We start from the raw sequence: 11532 nt of genomic DNA, 5'->3' as shown, positions 1-11532 counted from the left end.
AACCGAATCAGCAGCTTCATCTTTCAACTCTTACTGCTTTGCTTCTATCTTTGGCAGTCTAGGGGTGCAGTTACCAGCAAATATTCTTGCAGTCAATCATTTTTATTTATCAGTTCTAAAAAAAAGAATATTTGATTCTATCGTTAGGAAATCGTACATTAAAAGACATGGAGCCAAACACAAATTGAATTACCCAAATAGGTGCAACATGAATACCACTAAAAAAACATTATCAAACAGCGTTGATTTCCCAGTAGTTCACAACACCCCAGTTGTAGAAAAAGCTGACAATACATCTACAGAGCAATTAACACAAGGACAACAGCTTGCCGATAAATTAGCAAGTCATGTAGGCTCTTGGAAATTTCTCATTTGTCAAAGCACTATCTTAGCAGGATGGGTGGGAATGAACTTAGCACCAGGAGTTCCTCACTGGGATGAATCTCCATTTATCATGCTCAATTTAGTATTTTCATTTGCTTCAGCCTATACAGCACCAATTGTATTAATGAGTCAAAATCGCCAATCTGATACCGATCGTAGAAATGCCGAAATCGACCACCAAGTGAATCTGAGAGCCAGTCAAAATATTGAACTGCTTCATCAAAAATTGGATGAATTACACGCTCAAAAACTCAACGAACTAACTCAAGTTATCAAAGAGCAGCAACAAGTTATTAATGAGCTTAAAGTAACTTTAGTGCATACTCCAAATGATACTAAAGAAAATAAAGTAGCTCTACTACCAGGTGGGTTACATATTCAAACCAACAGCAAATTTCCTAAAGCAAGTTCCAGCAATAAACATTTTACCGTTGAACAACCAGTTGGCGATAACAACAAAGTTATTGAAAAGCTAACTCATTACTAAAAATCAGCCATCAGTGCTTTTCCGATTATTAGCTAAGATCTGACATTTGACTGAAACAATAAACGTATAGCTTTGACTCTAACAGATCTCAAGTTTTTTAATACAACCGAATATTTGTGTTGAACGAGCAAGCTCACAAAGTGAAATTATACCTTTTGTACTTCATTACCAGTTAACACAACTTACCAATTGAATTGGAAATGCTATATCTGCACGCTTCATTCAATAGCAATTTTCCCAGCATTTGCAGACATCAACGAACGCTACTAGAAAAAGTAGCGGCAAGAAAATTGATAAGAGATAGACATGAACGAACTTATTACAGCTATCCCCACGGGAATCACAGCTTTTACAGCTACAAACCTAGATGATTTAGTCATCCTCACACTGTTATTCTCTCAAGCAAATGCCACTTTCCGCCGTCGTCACATCGTAATTGGTCAGTATCTAGGCTTCTGTACTTTAGTGATTGCCAGCTTATTTGGTTTTCTCGGAGGATTAATATTACCATCTAATTTAATTGGGCTTTTGGGTTTAGTACCAATTACCATTGGATTAAATCGCTTACTCAATCCCGAAATGAATTCTGCTGATGAAGAATCAGAAATAGAATTATCTCATACTTCTCCTTTCGCTAGTTTTTTATCTCCTCAAGCGTATAGCGTAGCGGCTATTACCATTGCTAACGGCAGTGATAATATAGGTATCTATATGCCATTGTTTGCTAACAGTGCTGTTTCGGAGTTGCTAGTCATCATTGCAGTCTTTTTATTGCTCGTAGGTGTTTGGTGTTATGTCACTTATAAACTAACCTGCCAGAGTGCGATCGCTAATTTGTTAACTCGCTATGGTAATAATTTTGTTCCCTTTGTCTTGATAGGTTTAGGTGTGTTTATTATCCTAGACAGTGCTTCGCTAGCTCCGATTACCTTGATAGTTACTTGTTTGTCTTTAATGGCACTAATCAAAATCATTCAAAACTATAAATTCAAAGCTGAAAGTTTGTAATAGCAAAAAGATATGGCAATCTTTGTTATTGCCCATATTGGGTAGCGACACATCTTTCTTTAGCTAGCGATCGCAACTAATTTGAAGCAACTTAAAAATTTATCTCATTTCACAAATCTCATATTGAATCTGCTGTCATTTCATTTAAAATAGTTAATTTAAAATCTTACTAAGTGCAAGTGAAGTAAGTAGAAACAATAGCGGATTTGTCAATTGCTGCTCAATCCTAACTAACAAACTTGAGAGTTTGTCAAAGATTTAAGACTTAGCTTTACACTAAATCAAGACTTGTGTAAAAATCATCAAAAAGCTTTCTTAGCTGTGCAATAAACCTGGCTTTTCATCCTTTTACTCAAGCATTGATCGGTTAATAACTTCCTTAATTGATTATTAAGAATCTCACACCAAGGAGAAAAATATGAAGTTCGTCAAAATTATTCTTGTCGCCCTTGTGTTCATCTTGAATCTAACAGTTGCTCAACCTTCTTGGGCAGGTAAAGATTTCACTAAAGGGACTGACTATGCTGAGGTAACTCAGGAACTCTCTCAACTACAAAGCGTGCAAGCCAACCCAGAGCAAGCTGGCTATACACCCGAACAATTTCAAGAAAGACTATCACAATTGCAGTCTCAAAAGTATGTAATGGAAACAGCTAGAAAACGGGCGCAGTGCTTTAATCAAACTGGTGGAACTTTGGGTGTCTACGCCAATAAACCAAAAAAATATCCAACGCAACTGTACTTCTTAGCAGCTGGGCAAATCACAGATGATGATTGGGATTGCGATGGTATCTACTTCCCCGCAGGTACAAGGATAGCTTTAAGTCCAACTGCTGAAGTACAAGAGTTAACTGAACCAATTGCTGTTAAGTTTGTCGATGGTACGCAGTCAATTGCGAGAATTAATCCCGCTACTGGTGCTATTGAGTTAAATATTGTACCTGCCAAAATCTTCAAGGCTGGTGAAGGTAATTGGTTGCTTCCTACTTTATCTCAGGCAGATATTAACGCACAGGTTCCTAGCCCACAACTCATTGACTAATGTTTGTTAAGTATTCAATTTTGATGTCATAAGTGCATCAATTCTAATTACACCAAATCATACTATATCCCTCCTCGGTAGGAGGGATTTTTAATGAATTTAAAATTGGTATAACCTATTACGGCTTTAAATTACAAAATCACTTATGGAGTTTGTTGGCTGTTAACCTTCAGTAGCCAAACGTTGTGCAAATTCGGCGTTTCTATCAGTAAACCCTCGTTGCTTAGTGTCCTTTATGGTTCCTTCTTTTTTAGAAGCCTCAGCGCTGCTTGCTTATAGTAATTTGCTAACTTAGTAACAAAAAATAATGATAGATATCACTTTATAGTGTGTATAATACTTTGAACAACGGTATCTCGCCCAATATACCGTAAAAAGGAGCAATTGCTGATGAGCTTGCAATATCTAGCGCAATTAGCATACTTAATTGTGGATAAAATTTTGCAGACTATACGGCATTACCAACACATAGTTGCACGTTGGTTAAAAGTACGTAATGTTCGCAGCTTTGTAAGTTTGTTGTTGGTAGGAGCTATTTTAAGTATAGCGATCGCATCTTGTTCGGAAACCAGATTTGCAGGGCAATCTGATGTCAGGCTCAAGCTTGTTTCTTTCTCTGTTACTAAAGCTGCTCACGACCAAATAATTCCTAAATTTGTCGAAAAGTGGAAAAAAGAACACAATCAAAATGTCACTTTTGAGCAAATTTATGGCGGTTCTGGCGCGCAAGCCGCAGCTGTAATTGCAGGTTCCCAAGAAGCAGATATAGTACACTTAGCACTGCCTTTAGATGTCAACAAAATTCAGCAAGCAGGTTTGATTAAACCGGGTTGGGAAAACAAATCGCCGAGAAATGGTATTGTTAGTAGATCTGTGGCAGCGATTGTAACTCGTGAAGGCAACCCCAAAGGTATTAATAGTTGGCAAGACTTGGCAAAAGACGGCGTTACATTAATTGCAGCCAACCCGAAAACTTCTGGTATTGCTATTTGGGAATTTTTAGCTTTGTGGGGTTCAGTAACTCTAACTGGTGGTGATGAAGCAACAGCTTTAGATTATGTCACCAAAGTCTATAAAAATACGCCAATTCTCACAAAAGATGCTCGTGAAGCTAGCGATTTATTTTTCCAGCAAAAACAGGGAGATGTTTTAATCAACTACGAAAACGAGATCGCTTTAGCGCAACAGAATGGCTCAAAACTGCCTTATACAGTACCACAAGTAAATATTTCCATTGACAATCCTGTTGCTATAGTTGATAAAAACGTTGATAAACACGGGAACAGAGAAGTTGCCGCAGCATTCGTTGATTTCTTATACTCCACAGAAGCCCAGCGCGAATTTGCTAAGTTACAATATCGTCCTGTCAATCCTACTGTTAGCCAAGAAGTAGTAGCAAAATATCCACCAATCAATACTTTATTCACATCTCAAGATTTAGGTGGTTGGGATTTAATTCAGAAGAAGTTTTTTGTCGATGGGGCAATTTTTGATAAGGTGCAATCTGCAAAAAAAGCATGAAATCTGATTGCACCCAGCAAGCCTCAAAGTTTAACTTACTTGCAAATTTTGGATAGTTTATGAATCGGCGTAGCCTATTTAAATCTAGCTGTTATCTTACCAATTTCATGTTGATTATTAGTAGCATTACTGCTTGTAACGGCGGACAAGAATTGAAAAGTCAGGTGAGTATTGATGGTGCTGCTGTGGGGTTCCCAATTTCTTTAGCAGTTGCAGAAGAGTACGGTAAGGTAAAACCTCAAGCACAAGTTAGTGTCGCCTCTAGCGGGACTGGTGGTGGTATCAGTAAGTTTTGTAATGGTGATATTGATATTGTTGGTGCTTCTCGTACCATTAGGGATGAAGAAATCAAAAAATGTAGCAGTAAGAAAATTGAATTTGTAGAGTTACCCATAGCTTTAGATGGAATTGCTGTCATTGCTAATCGTAAAAATAACTTTGCTAAATGTCTAACTATTAAGGAATTAGATAAAATTTGGAATGCTAAATCAGACGGTAAAATTTTAAATTGGAATCAAGTAAATCCGAAATTTCCGAATCAAAAGCTCAAGTTATATGCGCCGGCTTCTGATACAGGAACATTTGATTATATGACTCAAGCTGTGACTGGCAAAGCTAAGAAAGGCAGAACAGATTATACTCCCAGTCACAATCAAAACCTACTCGTACAAGGGGTGTCAGGTGATGCTACAGCTTTGGGTTATGTCGGTATATCTTATTACATCCAAAACCAAGATAAATTAAATTTAGTAGCTGTAGAAAGCCCAACAGGAAAGTGTGAAAAACCCGTTCCAGTAGATAACGTCATCAAAAATACCTACACGCCCTTATCGCGTCCTTTATTCATCTATGTGAGTAAAAAATCTTTAGATAATAAACCAGCAGTTAAAGAGTTTGTAGATTTTTATCTAGATAATTCTTGGAAATGGGTAGATAGCGTTGGTTATGTAGCGCTACCAGATGAAGCCTACGTCAAAGTGAAACAAAAATTTGCAAAAGGTGAAACTGGGACAAAATTTAAAAAATCTAAACCTGGTGAACCAATCACCAACTTTATTTAAATTATGCTGGATGCAAGAGAATTTTTATGCAAAATATAAATCCTCGTGACGATTCATATCAAAGTTTTAGACAGTCGCTAGAAAAAAATGCCTCAGACGATATCGTAGAAAAGTTAATTGGGATAATTTTATTTGCTTGCGCGTTAGTTTCCGTATTCACTACTTTCGGCATTGTCCTCATTATCTTTAAAGAGGCATTTGGCTTTTTCCAAAAAGTTTCTTTCGCCCAGTTCTTTCTTGATACTAAGTGGACACCTTTATTTGCCGAGCAACATTTTGGTGTTTGGCCTTTGATTAATGGTACGCTCTTAACAACAGCGATCGCAATGGCTGTGGCTATTCCTCTAGGTTTATCTTCGGCAATTTATTTAAGTGAATACGCTCAACCTAAAGTAGCAGCAATTTTACGCCCAGCAGTTGAACTTTTAGCAGGAATACCAACTGTAGTATATGGTTATTTTGCATTACTATTTGTCACGCCATTACTACGAAATGTCCTTCCTTTAGAATTATTCAACGCTTTAAGTGCAGGATTAATGATGGGAGTAATGATTACTCCTACAGTTGGTTCTATTAGCTTAGATGCTATTCAAGCAGTTCCCCGTTCTTTAAGAGAAGGCGCTTACGCTTTAGGTATTACTAAACTAGAATCTATTTTTAGAGTTGTGCTACCAGCCGCCCTTTCGGGGATTATCGCTTCTATTATTTTGGGAATTTCACGTGCTGTCGGCGAAACAATGACTGTCGTAATTGCTGCGGGACAACAACCGAAACTAACTATTAACTTCGCAGAATCAGTAGAAACAATGACAGCTTATATGGCACAAATTTCTGGTGGAGATAGCCCCCGTGGTAGCCTAAATTTCCAGACTTTATATGCTGTAGGCGCGCTTTTGTTTTTAATTACCCTAGCTTTGAACATTATTAGTTACTGGGTTGCTAACCGATTTAAAGAAAAATACGATTAATAAATATGGCTACAACTTACCAACGAGATGATTATCTAGATTCGACAGCAGAATTTACTGATAACATTGAAAAAAGAGAAACTTTAGGAAAAGTATTTGAAATCCTTTTTTTAATAGGGTTGTTGATTGGCTTATTCGTCCTCGCCTTACTACTTTTTGATATCTTCCGCGACGGATTAGCCAGATTTTTATCCCCTGGTTTTCTCACAGAAACCCCTTCTCGTTTCCCCGATGAAGGTGGTATACGTCCGGCAATTATTAGCAGCATTATCTTAGGAATTGTTGTCATTGTAGTCACAGTTCCAATTGGTGTGGGAGCCGCTTTATATTTAGAAGAGTATGCACCGAGAAATTGGTGGACAGCAATTATTGAGATTAATATCAGTAATCTAGCGGGAGTACCTTCTATTGTTTATGGATTGTTGGGTTTAGGAGTTTTTAACTATTTGCTTGGCTTTGGCCCTGCTTTAATTTCTGGTGCATTGACTTTATCTTTATTGTCTTTACCAGTAATTATTGTCACAGCTAGAGAAGCAATTCGTGCCGTTCCGAATTCTCTGAGATATGCATCTTATGGATTGGGTGCTACCAAATGGAAAACTATTAGTAGCCATGTCATACCCTATGCTATTCCTGGTATCCTCACAGGAGTGATTATCTCAATATCTCGTGCTATTGGAGATGCTGCATCTTTAATTGTTGTCGGTGCGGTGGGTTTTCTAACATTCAACCCTGGTTTATTCCAGAGATTTATGGCGTTACCCATTCAAATATACAGTTACATTACTCGCCCAGAACCAGGTTTTGCAAATGCAGCAGCAGCGACAATTATCGCGTTGTTACTCTTAATTTTAGCTTTGAATGGGGTAGCAATTTATATTAGACAACGCTTCACTATCCATTAATTGCTCGCCAAATAACTTGGATTTTTATTTGATTAATTAGGCATTGTTAAATAGTAGGAGATTCGGAAAATGCCCTATAGCAGCAACAGCAGAAATCAATCAGATAGCGCTACACTAAACCAAAACAACACCGTATTTGATGTTGAAGGTGTGAAAGTATACTATGGGGGATTTCTAGCACTTCTAGATGTCTATTTGCAGATTCCTGAGAAACAAATAGTTGCTTTTATTGGCCCTTCAGGATGTGGTAAAAGTACCCTACTACGCTGCTTCAACCGCATGAACGATTTGATTCCCGGTGCTAAGGTAGAGGGTAGATTAAATTACCGCGATCGCAATATTTACGATCCCAGAATTAATTCGGTTAAATTACGCCGCCAAGTTGGGATGGTTTTTCAAAGACCGAATCCTTTCCCGAAATCAATTTATGAAAATATTGCTTTTGGCCCGCGTGCTAATGGCTATAAAGGTAATCTCGATGAATTAGTCGAAGATTCCTTAAGACGCGCTGCGATTTGGAGTGAAGTCAAAGACAAACTCAAAGAGAAGGGTACGGCGTTATCTGGCGGACAACAGCAACGACTCTGCATTGCCAGAGCGATCGCCATGAAGCCAGATGTATTATTAATGGATGAACCATGCTCGGCTCTTGACCCCATCTCTAGCCGCCAAGTAGAAGAACTCTGCTTAGAACTCAAAGAGCAATACACTATTATTATGGTGACTCATAATATGCAGCAAGCTGCCAGAGTTGCAGATTGGACGGCTTTTTTCAATACAGAAATAGACCAACACAGCAAGCGTCGAGGAAAATTAGTCGAGTTTAGTCCTACAGACCAAATGTTTAGTTCGCCTCAAACTAAAGAAGCCGAAGACTATATTAGTGGGCGCTTCGGTTAAGCAGAGAAAAGTCGATTTAATCTCTAGCACAGCCAAAGTCATAAAATTACTGAGAAAGATTTGTATTCGCTTGTGCAGGCATGATGAAAGGAGAAACACTTTCGTAAGCTTTAGCTGCTTGCAATACTAGTAAATCTCTGTATTTGGCAGCGACAATTTGTATACCTACAGGTAAACCATTTTGAGTGAAGCCACAAGGTACAGATGCCGCAGGTTGTTGTGTGAGATTAAAAGGGTATGTAAAAGGCGACCAATCTCGCTCAGGATGATTAATATATGACGGGGGTCTATTTTGCCCGACGGGAAAAGCCACTACAGGTAAGGTGGGAGTAATCAGTAGATCGTACTTTTCGTGAAAGCGTTGCAGATGTCTTGCTAACGCTTCACGAGCATCTTGGGCGCTGAGATATTCTGCTAGTGTAATGCGATCGCCCTCTTTGGCAATAGCCTGCAAGCCTTCTTCAATGACAGCTTGTTGTTCTGGACTAAAACCGCGCAGTAACTTGGCTGCACCCACTTTCCATAAGGTTTGGAAAATACTGCGGGGATTGACAAAACCCGGATCGACTTCTTCGACAATAGCACCGAGTTTGGTAAACACATCGACTGCGGCTTTCACCAAGGTAGCGACTTCTGGCTCAACTTCAGCGTAGCCAAAGTTGTGACTGTAAGCAATTCGCAGCCCAGCGACACCCCGATCCAAATCCGAAGTATAGTCCTGTTGCGTCTCTGGTAAAGCATACCAATCACGCACATCCGGATGAGCGATCGCATTCAACGTGATGGCTGCATCGGTGACAGTGCGCACCAAAACGCCAATATGAAACAGAGTTCCTGTATGGGCTGATGGATAGCCAGCCACACGTCCAAAAGTAGGTTTGAAACCAAACACTCCTGTTAACGCTGCTGGGGTTCTTGACGATCCGCCACCATCTGTACCCAAGTGGATTGTTCCCAAGCCCAATGCAGCCGCTACAGCCGCCCCGCCACTACTACCTCCGGGGGTAAGTGCTGTATTCCAAGGATTGCGGGTGATACCAGTCAGAGGACTATCGGTGACACCTTTCCAACCAAATTCCGAGGTTGTAGTTTTTCCGAGTAAAACTGCTCCCTGTTCCCGTAGACGGGCTATCGCAGGTGCATCTTCTTCCCAAGGCTGATTAGCGTTAATTGCTTTGCTTCCTCGGCGTGTGGGTAAACCTTTAGTTAACAGTAAATCTTTGGCAGTAAAGGGTATTCCATCCACCAAACCTAGGGGATTACCATTTTGCCAGCGTACTTCTGAGGCATATGCTTCAGCAAGAGCTGTCTTTTCATCTACGATCGCAAAGGCATTAACTGAGCTATTGTAAGTATCGATTCTTTCTAGGGCGGCTTTGGTGACTTCAACAGGTGATAATTGGCGATCGCGATACAGGGAAAATAGTTGAGAAGCTGATAAATCGGTAATATCTGACATATTTTGAGATTGAATAATAATTAGCGATTTTTAGGTAGGAAAGTCACGACGCTGGAGTAGAGAAAGCAGTACGATCCCTTCAGCTAAGAGTTTGTCTACAGCACCTTCCTCGCGATCGATAACGCAGAGTGCGTAATCAATTTCAGCCCCAAGTTGACGAAGCTGATGGGCTGAGATGACAATTTGACCACCAGAAGTTACTACATCTTCTACAATCAGCACTTTCCGATTATTAATTTGTGCGCCTTCCGCTAATCGGGAAGTTCCATATTTTTTCGCTTCTTTTCTTACGAAAGCAGTAGGTAAGCCAGAGTAGTGTGATAAGAGTGTGACTATGGAAATAGCACCAAGTTCAAGACCAGCCAGTACTTCAGTATCGCTGGGAATGAGATTAACCATCTGCTTCACAATAGCATCAAGTAAGCTCGGATTTGCCTCGAATTGATACTTATCAAAGTATTCACTTGATATTCGTCCAGAGCGCAGTTGAAACGAACCAACAAGATGTGAAATTGCATAAATTTGCTTTGCTAGTTCGCTTTTAATCATTTCGGTTGCAGAGCTTTTGAAACTTCCATGTATTTAACCTTGTTTCCCAAAATTTGCTGTGTCTCATTTAATATCAGGTTATTAATTGGCAGAAAACTTGCATTAATTAAATTCACAGCAGCAAAAATCCACTCATTAAAGCTTCATTCCACAGAGGCAATTGTTGTATTGCTGACACAGAAAGAGGTGGATTTACAGGTTGTATGCAACTGTCGTTCTCAGCAGATTGCTCAGTTTGTAAAGCTAATTGCCAAAAACCTATATCATGCCACTGACTAAATTTATACCCAACTTGCCGCAAGACGCCTTGAGGTAAAAAACCAACAGCCTCATGTGCAGCTACACTCGCTTGATTGGGTAAAGCGATCGCCGCCACCACATTATAAAATCCTTGGAGTTGCAGTAATTTAAACAACGTAGTGTACAAGGCTGTGGCAATTCCTTTGCGGCGATAATTCTCACCGACGTACACAGATGATTCTACAGACCATTGGTAAGCTGCACGGGTACGATAAGGGCTAGCATAAGCGTAGCCGACAACTTCACCATCAATTTCGCAAACGAGCCAAGGCATTTGCTGTTGATAGTTCTCGATCCTCTGTTGAAACTCAACTTCGCTGGGTGGTTCTAGCTCAAAGGAAATTGTCGTTTCGCGGACAATAGGTGCATAAATTGCCAGCATTTGTGATGCGTCATGTTCATTGGCTAGTCTAATTTTTGCTTTCACTGCAATACTTGTCTTCTGGCAAACCAATTAAATAATAAAGCGGTTCCCAAACCCCAAGCACCATTGACTAATAAAGCTGTAATTATTGCTGGTAGTTTCCAACCGCCTGCTATGGGCAAACCTTTTAATGGTGCAACCACAAACCAAGCGATTAATGTCGGTGCAACTGCACCAAAAATCAGCGCTGCTAACCAATAATTTTTGTTTACTTGCCAGCGTACTGCGATCGCAGCCCAAATTAAACCCCAAATTCCTCCCCAGAAAGCACTTGAGAGAAATTGCGGTATACCAAAAGGCTGTGTAGGTGTAGTTTGATAGGCTGGACGCTGGGCAAAATTAATGGCGTGTAGCAGTGCGAGTAAACCTTGGTGAAATACCAGCACTGCCAGAAAGCCAGCGATAAAAGCGAGGATAAATCGATATACTTCTGCTTTTTGAGTCATTAAATAGCTTGCTTCCCGATCGCAATTTGTGTTAACTTCCTGGTTAGACAAAATACGGTAACTACATCAATTTACCGT

Annotated in this window: 12 protein-coding genes; 8 read left to right on the top strand and 4 right to left on the bottom strand. The window is 39.8% G+C overall.

Annotated elements, in window-relative coordinates; all coding sequences use genetic code 11:
- The first annotated feature begins 208 nt into the window (after window positions 1–208).
- The 8 genes from AACU33_RS16710 to pstB all read left to right on the top strand — a co-directional run bounded on the left by AACU33_RS16710 (window position 209) and on the right by pstB (window position 8276).
- Entirely contained in the window at window positions 209–871 is a 663-nt protein-coding gene (locus AACU33_RS16710) for a DUF1003 domain-containing protein (protein ID WP_096589750.1), read from the top strand.
- 306 nt (window positions 872–1177) lie between these two features.
- Window positions 1178–1879, top strand: a complete 702-nt coding sequence (locus AACU33_RS16705) for a cadmium resistance transporter (RefSeq protein ID WP_096589749.1) — start codon at window positions 1178–1180, stop codon at window positions 1877–1879.
- Between the two features lie 418 nt (window positions 1880–2297).
- On the top strand, window positions 2298–2921 hold the full coding sequence (locus tag AACU33_RS16700) for a hypothetical protein (protein ID WP_096589748.1): 624 nt from the start codon (window positions 2298–2300) through the stop codon (window positions 2919–2921).
- 390 nt (window positions 2922–3311) lie between these two features.
- A complete protein-coding gene (locus AACU33_RS16695) occupies window positions 3312–4442 on the top strand; it encodes a sulfate ABC transporter substrate-binding protein (protein WP_096589747.1) in 1131 nt (376 codons plus the stop codon).
- Between the two features lie 59 nt (window positions 4443–4501).
- Entirely contained in the window at window positions 4502–5503 is a 1002-nt protein-coding gene (locus tag AACU33_RS16690) for a PstS family phosphate ABC transporter substrate-binding protein (RefSeq protein ID WP_096589746.1), read from the top strand.
- 26 nt (window positions 5504–5529) lie between these two features.
- Window positions 5530–6471: a phosphate ABC transporter permease subunit PstC gene (pstC, locus tag AACU33_RS16685; protein WP_096589745.1), complete on the top strand. Its 942-nt coding sequence runs from the start codon at window positions 5530–5532 to the stop codon at window positions 6469–6471.
- A gap of 5 nt (window positions 6472–6476) precedes the next feature.
- Entirely contained in the window at window positions 6477–7376 is a 900-nt protein-coding gene (gene pstA / locus AACU33_RS16680) for a phosphate ABC transporter permease PstA (RefSeq protein WP_096589744.1), read from the top strand.
- 69 nt (window positions 7377–7445) lie between these two features.
- Window positions 7446–8276: a phosphate ABC transporter ATP-binding protein PstB gene (gene pstB, locus AACU33_RS16675; protein WP_096589743.1), complete on the top strand. Its 831-nt coding sequence runs from the start codon at window positions 7446–7448 to the stop codon at window positions 8274–8276.
- A 46-nt stretch (window positions 8277–8322) separates the two neighbouring features.
- On the opposite strand, the gene AACU33_RS16670 is transcribed toward pstB, so the two are convergent.
- From AACU33_RS16670 to AACU33_RS16655, 4 genes are all read right to left on the bottom strand, one after another.
- Window positions 8323–9735 carry an amidase gene (locus tag AACU33_RS16670; protein ID WP_096589742.1) on the bottom strand — a complete coding sequence of 471 codons (1413 nt, stop codon included), beginning with the start codon at window positions 9733–9735 and terminating at the stop codon, window positions 8323–8325.
- A gap of 30 nt (window positions 9736–9765) precedes the next feature.
- On the bottom strand, window positions 9766–10284 hold the full coding sequence (gene pyrE, locus AACU33_RS16665) for an orotate phosphoribosyltransferase (RefSeq protein WP_096589741.1): 519 nt from the start codon (window positions 10282–10284) through the stop codon (window positions 9766–9768).
- A 112-nt stretch (window positions 10285–10396) separates the two neighbouring features.
- Complete coding sequence (locus tag AACU33_RS16660) at window positions 10397–11011, bottom strand: arsinothricin resistance N-acetyltransferase ArsN1 family B (protein WP_096589740.1); 615 nt, start codon at window positions 11009–11011, stop codon at window positions 10397–10399.
- Complete coding sequence (locus tag AACU33_RS16655; protein WP_339376077.1) at window positions 11008–11505, bottom strand: hypothetical protein; 498 nt, start codon at window positions 11503–11505, stop codon at window positions 11008–11010. Before AACU33_RS16655 ends, AACU33_RS16660 begins: the two co-directional genes overlap by 4 nt.
- Window positions 11506–11532 lie beyond the last annotated feature (27 nt).

It is taken from the genome of Calothrix sp. NIES-2098, from assembly GCF_963875125.1.
GTDB lineage: Bacteria > Cyanobacteriota > Cyanobacteriia > Cyanobacteriales > Nostocaceae > Aulosira.
This window is presented reverse-complemented; position numbering and strand designations above follow the sequence as displayed.

What these genes read in the sequence shown, in the direction of transcription:
- AACU33_RS16710 (WP_096589750.1), top strand. Translation starts at nt 209, where the DNA reads ATGAATACCACTAAAAAAACATTATCAAACAGCGTTGATTTCCCAGTA.
- AACU33_RS16705 (WP_096589749.1), top strand. Translation starts at nt 1,178, where the DNA reads ATGAACGAACTTATTACAGCTATCCCCACGGGAATCACAGCTTTTACA.
- AACU33_RS16700 (WP_096589748.1), top strand. Translation starts at nt 2,298, where the DNA reads ATGAAGTTCGTCAAAATTATTCTTGTCGCCCTTGTGTTCATCTTGAAT.
- AACU33_RS16695 (WP_096589747.1), top strand. Translation starts at nt 3,312, where the DNA reads ATGAGCTTGCAATATCTAGCGCAATTAGCATACTTAATTGTGGATAAA.
- AACU33_RS16690 (WP_096589746.1), top strand. Translation starts at nt 4,502, where the DNA reads ATGAATCGGCGTAGCCTATTTAAATCTAGCTGTTATCTTACCAATTTC.
- pstC (WP_096589745.1), top strand. Translation starts at nt 5,530, where the DNA reads ATGCAAAATATAAATCCTCGTGACGATTCATATCAAAGTTTTAGACAG.
- pstA (WP_096589744.1), top strand. Translation starts at nt 6,477, where the DNA reads ATGGCTACAACTTACCAACGAGATGATTATCTAGATTCGACAGCAGAA.
- pstB (WP_096589743.1), top strand. Translation starts at nt 7,446, where the DNA reads ATGCCCTATAGCAGCAACAGCAGAAATCAATCAGATAGCGCTACACTA.
- AACU33_RS16670 (WP_096589742.1), bottom strand. Translation starts at nt 9,735, where the DNA reads ATGTCAGATATTACCGATTTATCAGCTTCTCAACTATTTTCCCTGTAT.
- pyrE (WP_096589741.1), bottom strand. Translation starts at nt 10,284, where the DNA reads ATGATTAAAAGCGAACTAGCAAAGCAAATTTATGCAATTTCACATCTT.